This is a genomic window from Pedococcus aerophilus (assembly GCF_039532215.1).
GTDB lineage: Bacteria > Actinomycetota > Actinomycetes > Actinomycetales > Dermatophilaceae > Pedococcus > Pedococcus aerophilus.
This window is the reverse complement of the sequence record NZ_BAAARN010000001.1, coordinates 215,624-230,988: the sequence shown is the minus strand read 5'-3', so window position 1 is coordinate 230,988 and position 15,365 is coordinate 215,624. Positions and strand designations below refer to the sequence as shown.

15 protein-coding genes are annotated in these 15,365 nt (G+C 71.0%); 7 read left to right on the top strand and 8 right to left on the bottom strand.

Features of this window, described 5'->3' with window-relative positions:
- The first annotated feature begins 11 nt into the window (after positions 1-11).
- Positions 12-560: a YbhB/YbcL family Raf kinase inhibitor-like protein gene (locus ABD286_RS01050; RefSeq protein WP_344189406.1), complete on the top strand. Its 549-nt coding sequence runs from the start codon at positions 12-14 to the stop codon at positions 558-560.
- 41 nt (positions 561-601) lie between these two features.
- On the opposite strand, the gene ABD286_RS01045 is transcribed toward ABD286_RS01050, so the two are convergent.
- From ABD286_RS01045 to ABD286_RS01020, 6 genes are all read right to left on the bottom strand, one after another.
- The gene (locus ABD286_RS01045; RefSeq protein WP_344189404.1) at positions 602-1,411 is read right to left on the bottom strand and encodes a TrmH family RNA methyltransferase; all 810 of its coding nucleotides are present in this window, start codon (positions 1,409-1,411) and stop codon (positions 602-604) included.
- A gap of 10 nt (positions 1,412-1,421) precedes the next feature.
- Positions 1,422-2,141 carry a sulfite exporter TauE/SafE family protein gene (locus tag ABD286_RS01040; RefSeq protein WP_344189402.1) on the bottom strand — a complete coding sequence of 240 codons (720 nt, stop codon included), beginning with the start codon at positions 2,139-2,141 and terminating at the stop codon, positions 1,422-1,424.
- Positions 2,141-2,917 carry a sulfite exporter TauE/SafE family protein gene (locus ABD286_RS01035; protein WP_344189400.1) on the bottom strand — a complete coding sequence of 259 codons (777 nt, stop codon included), beginning with the start codon at positions 2,915-2,917 and terminating at the stop codon, positions 2,141-2,143. The genes ABD286_RS01040 and ABD286_RS01035 overlap by 1 nt, the downstream gene beginning before the upstream one ends.
- 109 nt (positions 2,918-3,026) lie before the next feature.
- Positions 3,027-4,241 carry an SPFH domain-containing protein gene (locus ABD286_RS01030; protein ID WP_344193199.1) on the bottom strand — a complete coding sequence of 405 codons (1,215 nt, stop codon included), beginning with the start codon at positions 4,239-4,241 and terminating at the stop codon, positions 3,027-3,029.
- A gap of 9 nt (positions 4,242-4,250) precedes the next feature.
- Complete coding sequence (locus ABD286_RS01025) at positions 4,251-4,718, bottom strand: NfeD family protein (protein WP_344189398.1); 468 nt, start codon at positions 4,716-4,718, stop codon at positions 4,251-4,253.
- Between the two features lie 29 nt (positions 4,719-4,747).
- Positions 4,748-5,566: an ABC transporter ATP-binding protein gene (locus tag ABD286_RS01020; protein WP_344189396.1), complete on the bottom strand. Its 819-nt coding sequence runs from the start codon at positions 5,564-5,566 to the stop codon at positions 4,748-4,750.
- A 32-nt stretch (positions 5,567-5,598) separates the two neighbouring features.
- On the opposite strand from ABD286_RS01020, the gene ABD286_RS01015 reads away from it, so the two are divergent.
- Positions 5,599-6,366 carry a hypothetical protein gene (locus ABD286_RS01015; protein WP_344189394.1) on the top strand — a complete coding sequence of 256 codons (768 nt, stop codon included), beginning with the start codon at positions 5,599-5,601 and terminating at the stop codon, positions 6,364-6,366.
- A 4-nt stretch (positions 6,367-6,370) separates the two neighbouring features.
- Here ABD286_RS01015 and ABD286_RS01010 read toward each other — a convergent pair whose 3' ends face one another.
- Positions 6,371-6,835, bottom strand: a complete 465-nt coding sequence (locus ABD286_RS01010; protein WP_344189391.1) for a CYTH domain-containing protein — start codon at positions 6,833-6,835, stop codon at positions 6,371-6,373.
- Positions 6,836-6,845: 10 nt separating this feature from the next.
- A complete protein-coding gene (gene glgA, locus ABD286_RS01005; RefSeq protein WP_344189389.1) occupies positions 6,846-8,057 on the bottom strand; it encodes a glycogen synthase in 1,212 nt (403 codons plus the stop codon).
- Between the two features lie 76 nt (positions 8,058-8,133).
- Between glgA and glgC the strand changes: the two genes are divergently transcribed.
- Genes glgC through cphA form a run of 5 tightly spaced genes read left to right on the top strand, consistent with a single transcriptional unit; the run spans position 8,134 to position 15,270 of the window.
- On the top strand, positions 8,134-9,387 hold the full coding sequence (gene glgC / locus ABD286_RS01000) for a glucose-1-phosphate adenylyltransferase (RefSeq protein ID WP_344189387.1): 1,254 nt from the start codon (positions 8,134-8,136) through the stop codon (positions 9,385-9,387).
- Positions 9,384-10,202: an LLM class F420-dependent oxidoreductase gene (locus ABD286_RS00995; RefSeq protein ID WP_344189385.1), complete on the top strand. Its 819-nt coding sequence runs from the start codon at positions 9,384-9,386 to the stop codon at positions 10,200-10,202. The genes glgC and ABD286_RS00995 overlap by 4 nt, the downstream gene beginning before the upstream one ends.
- A 22-nt stretch (positions 10,203-10,224) precedes the next feature.
- On the top strand, positions 10,225-11,448 hold the full coding sequence (serB, locus tag ABD286_RS00990; RefSeq protein ID WP_425565296.1) for a phosphoserine phosphatase SerB: 1,224 nt from the start codon (positions 10,225-10,227) through the stop codon (positions 11,446-11,448).
- A gap of 16 nt (positions 11,449-11,464) precedes the next feature.
- Complete coding sequence (locus ABD286_RS00985) at positions 11,465-12,325, top strand: cyanophycinase (protein WP_344189383.1); 861 nt, start codon at positions 11,465-11,467, stop codon at positions 12,323-12,325.
- Positions 12,326-12,384: 59 nt separating this feature from the next.
- Positions 12,385-15,270, top strand: coding sequence for a cyanophycin synthetase (gene cphA, locus ABD286_RS00980; RefSeq protein WP_344189381.1), 2,886 nt, complete (start codon positions 12,385-12,387; stop codon positions 15,268-15,270).
- Positions 15,271-15,365: the final 95 nt, after the last annotated feature.

Here is a 15,365-nt window from a genome sequence, read left to right as displayed (position 1 = left end):
AGGTTCGGTCCATGACTCTCGAACGCCCTCTCGCCCCCAACCCCTACGACCTGCTCCCCCAGGTCCCCGCCCTCACGGTCACCAGCAGCACCTTCGAGGACGGTGGCACCCTCCCGGACGCCCAGGTGTTCGACGACTGGGGCTTCAGCGGCGGCAACACCTCCCCCCAGCTGTCGTGGAGCGGAGCGCCCGAGGGCACCAAGTCGTACGTCGTCACCTGCTTCGACCCCGACGCCCCGACCCCGTCCGGATTCTGGCACTGGGTGGTCGTCGGCATCCCCGCCGACACGACCGAGCTCCCCGAGGGTGCCGGCGCCGAAGGTGGCGGCTCGCTGCCCGAGGGTGCGTTCCAGGTGTCGACCGACTACGGCACCAAGGCCTTCGGCGGCGCCGCTCCGCCGGAGGGTGACCGGGCGCACCGCTACCTGTTCGCCGTGAGCGCGCTCGACACCGACGACCTCGGCATCGACGACTCCGTCACGGCGGCCGTGGCCGCGTTCAACACGGGGTTCCACACCCTGGCCCGCGGCGTCATCACCGCGACGTACAAGAACGGCTGAGCTCGGCGGTCGTCGCTGCGCGTCCGCGGCGACGACCGTCCTCAGCGGACCCGCAACGACCAGGCCGCGACGGCCCCGGCCGCCGCGACGTTGAGGGAGTCCACTCCCCCGGCCATCGGGATGGTCACGGTGAGGTCGGCCGCTTCCAGGGTGCGGCGGGACAACCCGTCGCCCTCGGTGCCGAGCACCAGCGCGAGGCGGTGGGGCGGGTCGGCCGCCAGGTCGTCGAGGCTGACCGCGTCGTCGGCCAGGGCGAGGGTGGCCACGGTGAAGCCGAGCGCGCGAAGCTCGTCGATCCCGCCCGGCCACGGGTCGATCCGGGTCCACGGGACCTGGAAGACGGTGCCCATCGAGACGCGGATCGCCCTGCGGTACAACGGGTCTGCGCACCTCGGCGTCACCAGCACCGCATCGACACCGAGAGCGGCTGCCGACCGGAAGACGGCGCCCACGTTGGTGTGGTCGACGATGTCCTCCAGGACCACGACACGGCGGGCGTCGCGCACGACCTCCGCGACCGAGGGGAGCACCGGACGCTGCATCGAGGCCAGCGCGCCCCGGTGCAGGTGGAAACCCGTCAGCTGCTCGATGACGTCGTGCTCGCCGACGAAGACCGGGATGCCGTCCGCCTCGGCCTGCTCGACGAGGTCGGCGAGGTCGGTCAGCCAGCGCTGCGCCATGAGGTAGCTGCGGGGGCGGTGGCCCGCGGCCAGCGCCCGGCGGATGACCTTCTCCGACTCGGCGATGTAGAGGCCGCGCTCGGGCTCGGTGCGACGGCGCAGGGCCACGTCGGTCAGCGAGACGTAGTCGGCCAGCCGGTCGTCGTCGGGGGTCGTGATGGCGATGGGCACGGCCAGCAGGCTAGGACACCAGGGCACGCACGATCACACTGGCGCCGGCGACGACGCAGAACGCGAGGACGACGCGCCGCAACCGCTCACGGTCCAGTCGTGCCCTCGCGGGCGTCGCGGCGGCATACCCGAGGGCGGTGAAGGGGACCCACACGAGGCCGGAGAGCAGCTGCTCGCGGGTGAACTCCCCCGCGGCCGTCAGACCCACGATCGCCATGGCGGTGCCGACGAGGAAGAAGGCCGCCATCGTCGCGCGCAGCCGCTCGGGTCGTTCGTGCTGCAGCACCAGGGCGAGGTACGGGCCGCCGATGCTCGCGGCCGTTCCGGCCACGCCGGCGATCGCCCCCGCGGCAGCGGCGTTGCGCGCGGTGGGCCTCAGGTCAAGCGTGGACACGGACGCCGCGACCGTGGCGAGGATGAGCACCCCGACCACGACGGAGACGGCCCGCACCGACAGCACGGCCACGATGACGACCCCCACCGGGGTGAGGACCAGCCGCGCTGCAAGCGCCCACCCGAGTGGCCGCCAGGCGATGTCACGGGCGCCGTGCAGCAGCTGCACCACCGGCAGCCCGAAGCTCGCGACGAGCAGCGCACCGGGCATCAGCTCCGGGGTGGCGACGACGAGGAAGGGTGCTGCCACGACGGCCATGCCGAAGCCGATCGACGACTGCACGAAGGCACCGACGAGGAGGGCGAGGCCGAGCAGGAGGACGGTCCCCCACTCCATCAGCTGAACCAGATGATCTTCACGATCCCCACGATGCCGACCACGAGGATGACCCCGCGCAGGACCGCCGGCGGCAGCCGTCGGCCGATCTTCCCGCCGACCCAGCCACCGGCGAACGCCCCGATCGCGATGAGCCCGGCGGCGGCCCAGCTGATCTGGTCCCACGCCACGACCATGAACGTCACCGCGGCGACGGCGTTGACGATCGTGGCCAGGACGTTCTTGTAGCCGTTGAGCCGCTGGATCGGGTCGGTGGTCAGGGCGCTCATCATCCCCATGAGGATGACGCCCTGTGCGGCACCGAAGTACCCACCGTAGATCCCTCCGACCAGCACGCCCGCGACCAGGACGGGCCCGTGCCAGGCGACCTGGGCGCTGACCCCGCGCTCACGACGCTCGGCGGCACGGCGGTTGAGCCACGGCCCCAGCAGGACGAGCAGCAGCCCGATCCCGATGAGGACCGGGACGATCGCCGTGAACGCCTCGGGCGGCAGGACGAGGAGCAGGACCGCGCCGATGACGCCGCCGACGAGCGACGCCGGCGCGAGCCGCTTGAGGGTGGGCCCGGCGCCCTTGAGCTCGTGGCGGTAGCCGTGGACCCCGGTGATGCCGCCGGCGACCAGGCCGACGGTGTTGGACACGTTGGCGACGACGGGCGGGAACCCGAAGAACAGCAGCGTCGGGAACGTGATCAGCGTGCCCGACCCCACGACGGTGTTGATGGCCCCGGCACCGAGGCCAGCGAGCAGGATCCCGAGGGCTTCGATGACGGACACCCGAGCACCCTAGCGACGGGTCCGTGCCCGTTTCGTCCGCGGTCCACGACGAGAGAGTGCGCCGCCCCCTCTCCGGGGACGACGCACTCTCGTCGGGTATGCCGCGTGGTCAGGCGCCGGGGGCGCGCGGACCGTCCTGCGGGTCGGTCGGCGTCTGCTCGGGCATCGCCGGCTGGATGGGCTCCCGCTCCGGCTCGATCGCCGTCGGGGCGGCGGGCGGCGGGGCCGGAGGATCGAACGGCGGCACGGCGTCTGCCGAGGGGGCGATGGGCGGCTGCACCCGCTGGACCGGGTTGGCGTGCTCGGTCGCCTCACGGCTGGCCCGACCGGCCTGGCCCCGCGCCTCGGCCAGGGCCTGCATGGGGTCCTCCAGCGTCGTCTCGTCGAAGGCGTCCTGCATCGGGCCGGGGTCGACCCACTCGCCGTCGTCGCCGCTGTCGTCGGGGCGGGGGGCATCGGCCTGGCCCAGGGCGCCACCGATGCCGCGCAGGGCATCGGTGAGCTCGCTGGGGATGATCCACATCTTGTTGGAGTCGCCGCGGGCGAGCTGCGGCAGCACCTGGAGGTACTGGTAGGCGAGCAGCTTCTGGGTCGGCTTGCCCCGGTGGATGGCGTCGAAGACCTGCTGGATGGCGCGGGCCTGGCCCTGGGCCTCGAGGATGCGCGCCTGCGCCGAACCCTCGGCGCGCAGGATCTGGCTCTGCTTCTCGCCCTCGGCGGTGAGGATGGCGGACTGCTTGGTGCCCTCGGCGTACAGGATCTGGGCGCGGCGCTCACGCTCGGCCTTCATCTGCTTCTCCATCGACTCCTGCACCGACATGGGCGGGTCGATCGCCTTGAGCTCCACGCGGTTGACGCGGATGCCCCACTTGCCGGTGGCCTCGTCGAGGACGCCGCGCAGCTGCGCGTTGATCTGGTCACGGCTGGTCAGCGTCTGCTCGAGGTCGAGCGAGCCGATGACGTTGCGCAGCGTGGTGACGGTGAGCTGCTCGATGCCTTGGATGAAGTTGGCGATCTCGTAGACCGCGGACTTGGCGTCGATCACCGAGTAGTAGATGACGGTGTCGATGTTGACGACGAGGTTGTCGGACGTGATGACGGGCTGCGGCGGGAACGAGACGACCTGCTCACGCAGGTCGACGTTGGCGCGGACCTTGTCGACGAAGGGCACCAGGATGTGGATGCCTCCCTCGAGGGTGCGCGAGTAGCGACCGAGCCGTTCGATGATCAGGGCGGTCTGCTGCGGGACGATGCGCACCGTGCGGAAGAGCACGATGAGCGCGAACGCCACCAGGATCAGCAGCACCACGAATCCAGGACTGATGTCCACGACTTACTCCGATTTCTGACCCGCCGTGGCGTCGGTGACGATCACGGTGGCCCCCTCGATGGAAACGACCCGGACCTCTTGGCCGGGCTGGCACGCTGCACTGTCACGGACGGTGCGGGCCGACCACGTCTCGCCCGCCACCTTGACCCGGCCGTCGGTGGCGGTCACGGTCTGGAGCACGTGACCGTGCCGACCGACCAGGCTGGCCGCACCGATCTCGTGGCTGGCCTCGGCCACCATGAACTTCTTCTTGATCAGCGGCCGGACCACGCCCAGCAGGAGCAGGGCGACGACGATGGCGACGACCACCTGCAGGGGGAACGGCACCCCCATCGCCGAGGCCGCGGAAGCGGCCAGGGCCCCACCGGCCAGCATCAGGAACACGAAGTCGACGGTCGCGACCTCGATCGCCGCCAGGATCAAGGCGATCCCCAGCCACGCAAGCCATGGGTTGTCTGCGAAGACGTCCATGCTCCCCCTCCTTCTCGTGTGCGGTAACTCTAGGACGAGGGGGAAGCCCCGGTCGTTCCTGTGCCGACCCTGAGTCGGGCCGACCAGCGCTCCCCACGGCGCTCGAGCTCCAGCGGCATGCCGAACGTCGCCGACAGGTTCTCCTCGGTCAGCGTGAGCTCGACCGGCCCCTGGGCGACGATGCGGCCCTCGCGCAGCAGCAGGACGTCGGTGAAGTTCGGAGGGATCTCCTCGACGTGGTGGGTGACCAGGACCAGGGCCGGGGCCTCGACGTCACCGGCGAGCTCGCCGAGCCGGCGCACGAGGTCCTCGCGGCCACCGAGGTCGAGCCCGGCGGCGGGCTCGTCGAGGAGCATCAGCTCGGGGTCGGTCATCAGTGCCCGGGCGATCTGGACCCGCTTGCGCTCGCCTTCGGACAGCGTGCCGTAGGTGCGGTCGGCGAGGTGGTCGGCGCCGAGCGCCTGCAGCAGCTCGAAGGCCCGCGCGTGGTCGAAGGTCTCGTAGGTCTCGCGCCAACGCCCGACCACGCCGTACGACGCCGTGACGACGACGTTGTGGACGACCTCGTCGCCCGGGATCCGCTCCGCGAGGGCGGCCGACGCGAGGCCGATCCGGGGGCGCAACTCGAAGACGTCCACTGCCCCGAGCACCTCTCCGAGGACTCCGGCGACGCCACGCGTGGGGTGCATCCGGCCGGAGGCCAGCTGGAGGAGCGTGGTCTTGCCCGCCCCGTTGGGTCCGAGGACCACCCAGCGCTGGCCCTCCTCGACCTCCCAGGTGAGGTCGTCGAGAAGGGTCGTGTGGCCGCGGACCACACTCACCCCGGCGAACTCAAGGACGTCACTCATGGCACCGGACCCTATCGGCTTAGCATGATCGGGTGCCCGAACTGCCTGCCTCCGTGCGCCTTTCGCTGTGGACCACCCACGCCTGGGCGACCGGCTCACCCCTCGAGGCCGCGGTGCGCCGGGCCCTGCCCGACATCGACCACGTCGACGGTGACCTCGACCGCCTCTCCGTATGGCGCGACCTCGGTGAGCAGGCCCTCCTCGTCTCCCTGCCCGCTCCGGGCGACCTCGCCGGACTCCCCCGCGCGAGCGCCGAGGCCCTGGGCGCGGCTGCGGACGGCGGCGAGGCGGTCTTCGTCCCCGCCCTGGGCGGCATGCTGGTCCCCTCGATCTCGTCCTTCGGGAACGAGACCCGCGGAGGTCTCGACGTGGGCACGCGGGTGGACTGGACGGCCTACGACTCCGAACCGGTCCCCCGCCACAGGGTCGAGGCGCTCGAGGCCTCCCAGCTCGAACGCCACCTGCGCGAGGAGCTGAGGGTCGCCACCGAGCACCTCGACGCCCTCGGTGGTCAACCCTTCGCGGTCTCGGCCGCCCGCGAGCTGGCCGACGCAGCGCTGGGCGGACGGTGGGGACTGCCCTCGGGGCTGCCGGCCCGGGCGGCCCAGGTCATCGCGCTCGCCGGGACGGTCGGCCACGTCGTCGACGTGGCCATCGCTGCCGGCGACGGGGCGCTGAACGCCTCGACGGCGGCGGCGCGGCACTCGCTGCTGCTGCGGCTGCAACGCGCCGCCGACCACGCCCTCGCGGATGCGACCAACGCCGCCTGCGCGGTGCTGGCCGGCTGGCGTCCGGCCTGACCCTCTAGGTGGCCAGACGAGCCCCGGTCCAATGCTCGTCGCGCGTCACGTCCCGCAGGACCTCGAGCCACTCGGGCACCTCGCTCGAGGGCTCGTCGTGGTCGTCGATCTCTGCGACCAGGGTGCCGTCGTCGTGCTCGTCGACCGCGACGACCCAGCCGTCGCGACGCACCAGGTGCCGCCGCTTGTGCAGTGACCGGCCGGGCAGGGCCGACAGCAGAGCCCATTCCGCGCCATCGAGGTAGACGTTGGTGCAGGCGATCTCGGACGCGTCGTCGGACAGCCGCACCTTGTGGCTGAGCTTGCGGACGACCGTGCCGTCCTGCTCGCGCACCTCCCGCAGGCGCAACCGGGTGCCGGTGACGTAGCGGTCGTCGATCTCCCGCGTCGTGGTGTCCCCATCAGGGATGCGCGCCACGAGGAAACGACGTTCGCGTTCGACCACGGCGTACTTGAGGGGATGCACCACGCCGGCGAGGTTAGCCCGCCGTCTCGCTGCGCCGGTGGAGGACGTCCTCGTAGACGCGCAGCGTCTGCTCGCCGATGCTCGCCCAGGAGAACGACTCGACGGCGCGCGCCCGGCCGGCCCGACCCATCTGTTCCGCGCGGGCAGGGTCGCTCACCGCATCCGTGAGCGCGGCGGCGAGGTCGTCGACGAACTTCTGCGGGTCCAGCGGGATGCCGCTGCCGTCCTGGTGCTGCTCGATCGGGACCAGCCACCCCGTCTCGCCGTGGACGACGACCTCAGGGATGCCGCCGGTCGCGGTGGCGACGACGGCGAGCTCGCAGGCCATCGCCTCGAGGTTGACGATGCCGAGCGGCTCGTAGATCGAGGGGCACGCGAAGACCGTGGCGGACGAGAGAAGGGCGACCACCTCGGCGCGGGGAAGCATCTCAGCGATCCAGACGACCCCGTCGCGGCCGGCCTTGAGCTCGTCCATCAGCCCTTCGACCTCGGCGAGGATCTCCGGGGTGTCCGGCGCACCGGCGCACAGGACCAGCTGGACGTCCGGGGGCAGCTGGGCCGCCGCGCGCAGGAGGTAGGGCAGGCCCTTCTGGCGGGTGATGCGGCCGACGAAGACGACCGACGGCTTGTCGGGGTCGACCCCGTGCCGCCGGACCACGTCGAGGTCCTCCCTGCGCTGCCACAGCTCGGAGTCGATCCCGTTGTGCACCACCTTGACCTTGTCGGGGTCGATGCCGGGGTAGCTGCGCAGGACGTCCTGGCGCATCCCTTCGCTGACCGCGATCACGGCGTCGGCCCCCTCGTAGGCGGTGCGCTCCATGAACGACGACAACCGGTAGCCGCCACCGAGCTGCTCGGCCTTCCACGGACGCATGGGCTCGAGGCTGTGGGCCGTCACGACGTGCGGCATCCCGCCGAGCAGCGAGGCGACGTGGCCGGCGAAGTTCGCGTACCAGGTGTGGGAGTGCACGAGGTCGGCACCCACGCAGTCACCGGCCATCGCGATGTCGACACCCATCGTCCGGACCGCCGGGTTCGCGGCGGCGAGGTCCGGCAGGTCGCCATACCCGCTCGTGCCCTCCTCGACCACGGGCGAACCGAAGGCGCGCACCCTCGTGTCGATGTCGCCGCGGTCGCGCAGCGCCCGCACGAGCTCGGCGACGTGGACCCCCGCTCCGCCGTAGATGTTGGGCGGGTACTCCTTGGACAGGATGTCGACTCTCACGCTGGCGAGCGTAGTAGCGGGACGGGTTCGCGGACAGGGGTCGCCACGGGCGCGGCCATTCCCTAGGGTCAGCGGTATGCCGTACCGCCGCGGAGTGCCCAAGGTCCTTGCCATCGTCCTGGCGGGCGGTGAGGGGAAGCGGCTGATGCCGCTGACCGCCGACCGCGCCAAACCTGCGGTGCCGTTCGGGGGGATCTACCGCCTCATCGACTTCGCGCTGAGCAACATCGTCAACAGCGGCTACCTCAAGGTCGTCGTGCTGACGCAGTACAAGTCGCACAGCCTCGACCGCCACGTCACGAAGACCTGGCGCATGTCGACGATGCTGGGCAACTACATCGCCCCGGTGCCCGCGCAGCAGCGCATCGACAAGAACTGGTACCTCGGCTCGGCGAACGCGATCTTCCAGAGCCTCAACCTCGTCCACGACGAGAAGCCCGACATCGTCGTCGTCGTCGGGGCGGACCACGTCTACCGCATGGACTTCTCGCAGATGGTGGCCCAGCACATCGAGACCGGCGCCGGCGTGACCGTCGCCGCGATCCGCCAGCCGATCTCGCTGGCCGACCAGTTCGGCGTCATCGAGGTCGACGGCGAGGACCACCGCAAGATCGGGGCGTTCCTCGAGAAGCCGACCGACGCCAAGGGCCTGCCCGACTCGCCCGACGAGGTGCTCGCCTCCATGGGCAACTACGTCTTCGACGCCGACGTCCTCATCGACGCGGTGACCCGTGACAACGACCGCGAGGGCAGCCGGCACGACATGGGCGGCGACATCGTCCCGGCCTTCGTCGAGGAGGGGCGCGGCTACGTCTACGACTTCAAGGACAACGTCATCCCCGGGGCAACCCCTCGTGACCAGGCCTACTGGCGCGACGTCGGGACGATGGACTCGTACTGGGACGCGCACATGGACCTCGTGTCCATCCATCCGGTCTTCAACCTCTACAACTACGACTGGCCGATCTACACCGACTACGGCCCGTTCCCGCCGGCCAAGCTCGTGCACGGCGCGATGGGCAAGTTCGGTGAGGCCCACAACTCGGCCGTCTCCCCCGGCGTCGTCATCTCCGGTGCGACGGTGACCAACTCCGTGCTCTCGCCGCGCTGCCACATCCACAGCGGCACGACCATCGACGACAGCGTCCTGCTCGACGGGGTCGAGGTCGGCCGCAACTGCGTCATCAAGAAGGCCATCATCGACAAGGGAGTCACCGTGCCCGAGGACACCAGCATCGGGGTCGACCACGACCACGACAGGGAACGTGGCTTCATGGTCACCGAGTCCGGACTGGTCGTGGTCGCGAAGTTCCAGACGGTGGTCGCATGACCGGCGAGGGACGTCCGATCCGCATCGGGGTGCAGCTCCAGCCCCAGCACGCCGACTACGCCGCGATCCGCCGCGCCTGCGCCGAGGCCGAGGAGATCGGCGCGGACGTCATCTTCAACTGGGACCACTTCTTCCCGTTGTACGGCGAGGCCGACGGTGCGCACTTCGAGTGCTGGACGATGCTCGGCGCGTGGGCCGAGGCGACCGAACGCGTCGAGATCGGCGCGCTCGTCACCTGCAACAGCTACCGCAACCCCCAGCTGCTCGCCGACATGGCCCGCACCGTCGACCACATCAGCGACGGGCGGCTCATCCTCGGCATCGGCTCGGGGTGGTTCGAGAAGGACTACGACGAGTACGGGTACGAGTTCGGGACCGCCGGTGGTCGCCTCGACGCCCTCGCCCGCGACCTGCCGCTCATCCGCGACCGCTGGTCGAAGCTCAACCCGGCGCCGACCCGCGACATCCCCGTGCTCATCGGTGGTGGTGGTGAGAAGAAGACGCTGAAGATCGTCGCCCAGCACGCCTCGATCTGGCACGGCTTCGGCGACCCCGAGACGGTGGCGCACAAGCACGCGGTGCTCGACGAGTGGTGCGCGAAGGTGGGTCGCGACCCCGCCGAGATCGAGCGCTCGGCCGGGGTCTCCCCCAAGCCGGGACGCCTCCCCGAGGACGTCGGTGACTACGCCGCCGGCGCCCAGGCCCTCCACGACGTCGGCACCCGGTTGTTCACCGTCGGTGTCGGCGGACCGTCCTACGACCTCGGTCCCCTGCGGGACCTGGTCGCATGGCGAGACTCGCACGTCGAGGGCTGAGACAGGTCGGTATCGTCCGAGGGTGCCCGACGTGATGCCCAAGACCCTCCTCGTGACCATCTCGGGCGAGGACCGGCCGGGCGTGACGAGCACCTTCTTCGACGCCATCGCCGACGTCGGGGCCGAGGTGCTCGACCTCGAGCAGGTCGTGGTCCGCGGACACCTGACGCTCGCCATGCTCCTCGACTCCGGCGACGCCGACGAGCGGCTGCGCACCGTGATCTACGACGTCGGCGACACCCTCGACCTCAAGGTCAAGATCAAGAAGGGCACCGGCGACAGCCGGCGCGCGCGCACCGGCCGCGCCGCCGTCGTCGTCCTGGGCGCACCCCTGCGGGCCAGTGGTGTCGCGGCCATCACGGCACGGATCGCCTCGCACGGCGCCAACATCGACCGCATACGCAGGCTCTCCCGGTATCCCGTGACCACGGTGGAGTTCGACGTGTCCGGTGCGGACGTGGACCGGCTGCGTCGCGAGCTGGCCCTGGAGTCCAGCGTGCACGGACTCGACATCGCCGTCGCGGCGGGCGGCTTGGCCCGCCGGGGTCGGCGACTGGTCGTCATGGACGTCGACTCCACCCTCATCCAGGACGAGGTGATCGAGCTGCTCGCCTCCCACGCGGGGCGCGAGAAGGAGGTGGCCGCGGTCACCGAAGCCGCGATGCGCGGCGAGCTCGACTTCGCGGACAGCCTGCGCGAGCGGGTCGCCGCCCTCGCCGGGCTGCCGGTGTCGGTCCTCGACGAGGTGCGCGACGCCGTCCAGTTCACCCCCGGTGCCCGGACCCTCGTCCGCACCCTCAAGCGGCTCGGCTTCACCGTCGCCGTGGTGTCCGGCGGCTTCATCGAGATCGTCGAGGAGCTCGCCAAGGAGCTCGACATCGACCACGCCCACGCCAACCGGCTCGAGGTCCGCGACGGGCTGCTCACCGGGAAGGTGGTCGGCCAGATCGTCGACCGCGCCGAGAAGGCCGCCGCCCTGCGGCGTTTCGCTGCCGCCGAGGGACTGCCGCTGTCCCGGACCGTGGCGATCGGCGACGGTGCCAACGACCTCGACATGCTGGAGGCGGCAGGCCTCGGGGTGGCCTTCAACGCCAAGCCCGTCGTGCGCGAACAGGCCGACACCGCGGTCAACGTTCCCTACCTCGACGCGGTCCTCTACCTCCTCGGGATCACCCGCGAGGAGATCGAGGAAGCAGACGAGGCGGACGGCACGCCGACCCCCGCTCCGCCCATCCCCCACCCCTGACTCCTAGGCTGGTGCGATGTCCCCGTCCAAACGTCGTGCGACACCGACACTCCTCATCATCGGCGGTGCCGAGGACCGCGTCGGCAAGGCCACCGTCCTTCGTCGCTTCGTGCGCCTCGCCGGGGGCCGCAAGGCCAAGATCGTCCTGATCCCCACGGCGTCCTCGTTCCAGGACGAGGTGACCGAGGCGTACACCGAGGTCTTCACCCGGCTCGGCGCCCCCGCCCCCTCCGTGGTCAACCCGCAGTCCCGCCAGGAGTCCCACGACGAGGCGCTGGTCGCCCTCGTCGACGAGGCCACCGGGGTCTTCATGAGCGGTGGCAGCCAGCTCAAGCTGAGCCAGCGCTTCCCCGGCACCCCGCTCGGCGACGCCCTGCACCGGGCGCACGACCGTGGTGCGGTCGTCGGCGGGACGTCGGCCGGTGCCTCGATCATGAGCCAGTTCATGATCTCCATGGGCGACGAGGGCATCACGCCCCGCCAGCGGCACAGCCAGCTGAGCGCCGGCCTCGGCCTGCTCCAGGGCGTCATCATCGACCAGCACTTCGCCCAGCGGTCCCGCTACGGCCGCCTCATGTCCATGGTCGCCGCCTCGCCGAGCCTGATCGGCATCGGCATCGACGAGGACACCGCCATCGAGGTCCGCGACCGGTCCGGCTTCACGGTCCACGGCGCCGGCGCGGTGTTCGTCCTGGACTGCCGCGAAGCGGTCTCCGACGCCCCCGACGCCCGTCGCGGAGCACCCCTCATGGTCTCCGGAGCGGTCGTGCACTCACTGCCCGCAGGCGCTACGTTCGACCTCTCCGAGGTGCACCTCGTCGACTTCGTCGAGAAGCACGCGGACGCCGCCGTGGCCCTGGCCTCGGCGAAGGCCTGACCGGCCCCCTACCGGCTCCCCCCACCGGTGACCCCCTGCCCGACCCGCTAGGAGATCCCATGGCCGATCGCCCCACGCCCACCGGGCCCGCAGCCCCCGAGCTGTCGATCATCGAGTCCCGCGTCTACCGCGGCGGCAACATCTGGTCCTACAGTCCCGCCATCCACCTGGTCGTCGACCTCGGTGTGCTCGAGGGCTACCCGACCGACACGATCGAGGGCTTCACCGACCATCTCGTCGAGCTGCTGCCCCGCCTGGAGAACCACACCTGCTCGCGGGGCGTGAAGGGCGGCTTCATCGAGCGGCTGCGCGAGGGCACCTGGGTCGGCCACGTCGCCGAGCACGTGGCGCTCCAGCTGCAGCAGGAGGCCGGCCACGACCTGCGTCGCGGCAAGACGCGTGCGGTCAAGGGCCAGCCCGGTCGCTACAACGTCATCTACGACTACGCCGACGAGACCGTCGGCCTGGCGGCCGGCACCCTCGCCGTGCGCCTGGTCAACCACCTCGTCGAGCCCGAGGCCGACTTCGACTTCGCCGAGGAGCTCGACCTCTTCCTGCGGCGCGCCCAGCGGTCGGCGTTCGGTCCCTCCACCGGCGCCATCGTCGAGGAGGCCGTCGCGCGCGACATCCCCTACATCCGGCTCAACAGCCAGTCGTTCGTCCAGCTCGGTCAGGGCGTCCACGCCCAGCGCATCCGGGCGACCATGACGTCCAAGACCGGCGCGCTGGCCGTCGACATCGCCAGCGACAAGGACATGACGACCCGCCTGCTCGCCTCGGCCGGGCTCCCCGTGCCCAAGCAGGAGACCGTGCGCACGGCGGACGCCGCCGTGGCGGCCGCGCGACGCATCGGCTTCCCTGTCGTGGTCAAGCCGCTCGACGGCAACCACGGCCGCGGCGTGTGCCTCGACCTGCAGTCCGACGAGGAGGTGCGGGCCGGGTTCGTCACCGCCGAGGGCGAGTCGCGACGCGGCTACGTCATCGTCGAGTCCCTCGTCGTCGGCCGCGACTACCGGTGCCTCATCGTCGGCGGCAAGATGCAGGCGATCGCCGAGCGCGTCCCCGCCCACGTCATCGGCGACGGCACCCACACGGTGGCCGAGCTCGTCGAGACCACCAACGCCGACCCGCGCCGCGGCGTCGGCCACGAGAAGGTGCTCACCCGCATCAAGGTGGACGAGGCCGCGATCGCGCTGGTCCGCGACCAGGGCTACGAGCTCGACGGCGTCCCGCCTGAGGGCCAGATGGTCAAGCTGGCGCTCACCGGCAACATGTCGACCGGTGGCATCTCGGTCGACCGCACCTTCGACGCGCACCCCGACAACGTGGAGATCGCCGAGGAGGCGGCCCGGATGATCGGGCTCGACGTCGCCGGCATCGACTTCATCTGTCCCGACATCGCCTCGCCCGTGCGCGAGACGGGTGGCGCCATCTGCGAGGTCAACGCGGCCCCCGGGTTCCGGATGCACACCCACCCCACGGTGGGTGAGCCGCAGTTCATCGCCAAGCCGGTCGTCGACCTGCTCTTCCCGCCCGGCTCACCGTCGCGTGTGCCGATCGTCGCGGTCACCGGCACCAACGGCAAGACGACGACGTCGCGCATGATCGCCCACATCTTCAAGGGCATCGGCCACAAGGTCGGCATGACCTCGACCGACGGCATCGTCATCGACGAGCGCCTCGTCTACAAGGCCGACGCCTCCGGCCCGCGTTCGGCGCGGATGGTCCTGCAGAACCCGCGCGTCGACTTCGCCGTCATGGAGGTCGCTCGCGGCGGCATCCTGCGCGAGGGCCTGGGCTACGACCGCAACGACGTGGCGGTCGTGACCAACGTCGCGCCCGACCACCTCGGCATGAAGGGCATCGACACCCTCGAGCAGCTCGCGGACGTCAAGGCCGTCATCGTGGAAGCGGTGCCCCGCAACGGTTTTGCCGTCCTCAACGCCGACGACGACCTCGTCCGCAAGATGCGTCGCCGGTGCTCCGGCGGCATCGTGTGGTTCTCGCTGCAGCCGCCCGGCAGCAAGGTGCGCGAGTTCATCGAGGACTACTGCCGTCGCGGAGGGCGCGCCGTGGTCCTCGACCACACCGACCGTGGCGACATGATCGTCATCAAGCACGGTCGCCGTTCGATGCAGCTCGCCTGGACCCACCTGCTGCCTGCGACCTTCGGTGGCACGGCGAAGTTCAACGTCGCCAACGCGATGGCCGCAGCAGGCGCAGCCTTCGCCGCGGGCGCCGGGCTGCACGAGATCCGCCAGGGCCTGCGGACCTTCACGACGAGCTACTACCTCTCCCCCGGCCGCATGAACCTCGTCAACGTGCACAACGTCGACGTCTTCGTCGACTACTGCCACAACGCCCCCGGCATGCGGGTGCTCGGTGAGTTCGTCGAGGGGTATGCCGCGCAGAAGGCCGGCCAGTCCGACCTCGGCAAGGTCTCGCGCATCGGCATGGTGTCCACCGCCGGTGACCGTCGCGACGACGACATGCGCGAGCTCGGTGCCATCGCCGCCCGCCACTTCGACGTCGTCGTGGTGCGCGAGGACGAGCGCAAGCGGGGCCGTCCCGCGGGCGAGACCGCGGCCCTCATCGCCGAGGGAGCCAAGGGTGAGATCGGCAAGGAGGGCGTGCGCTGCCGCCAGGTCGAGACCGTCCTCAACGAGGTCGACGCCGTGCGCCACTGCATGGCCCGGGCCAACCCCGGCGACGTCGTGGTCCTGTGCGTCGACCAGCACGCCGAGGTGCTTGGCGAGCTCGAGCAGATGACCAAGCACGCGCAGGCCGGCGCCCACACCCGTGAGGGTCTGGGCGACCCCGACCTCGACCCCGTGGAGATGCAGGTGGAGGCCACGGCGTCCGGTGACGAGGCCGCTGCGGCCGAGGCGGCGGAGATCGAGCCCGTCGAGGCCGAGCGGGTCGCGGGCCAGCCCAGCACGAGCTGACGTCCGCCCCGTCGGCCGGCGCCGGGGGTTTGGCGTTCTGAGGGGTTGTCGGGCACTACGTCACTGAACGCGCTGTGCGGTCAGTGACGTAGTGC

Coding starts and splice junctions, on each gene's coding strand:
- ABD286_RS01050 (WP_344189406.1), top strand. CDS start 12: ATGACTCTCGAACGCCCTCTCGCCCCCAACCCCTACGACCTGCTCCCC.
- cphA (WP_344189381.1), top strand. CDS start 12,385: ATGGCCGATCGCCCCACGCCCACCGGGCCCGCAGCCCCCGAGCTGTCG.
- ABD286_RS00995 (WP_344189385.1), top strand. CDS start 9,384: ATGACCGGCGAGGGACGTCCGATCCGCATCGGGGTGCAGCTCCAGCCC.
- ABD286_RS01025 (WP_344189398.1), bottom strand. CDS start 4,718: ATGGACGTCTTCGCAGACAACCCATGGCTTGCGTGGCTGGGGATCGCC.
- ABD286_RS01020 (WP_344189396.1), bottom strand. CDS start 5,566: ATGAGTGACGTCCTTGAGTTCGCCGGGGTGAGTGTGGTCCGCGGCCAC.
- ABD286_RS01040 (WP_344189402.1), bottom strand. CDS start 2,141: ATGGAGTGGGGGACCGTCCTCCTGCTCGGCCTCGCCCTCCTCGTCGGT.
- ABD286_RS00985 (WP_344189383.1), top strand. CDS start 11,465: ATGTCCCCGTCCAAACGTCGTGCGACACCGACACTCCTCATCATCGGC.
- glgC (WP_344189387.1), top strand. CDS start 8,134: ATGCCGTACCGCCGCGGAGTGCCCAAGGTCCTTGCCATCGTCCTGGCG.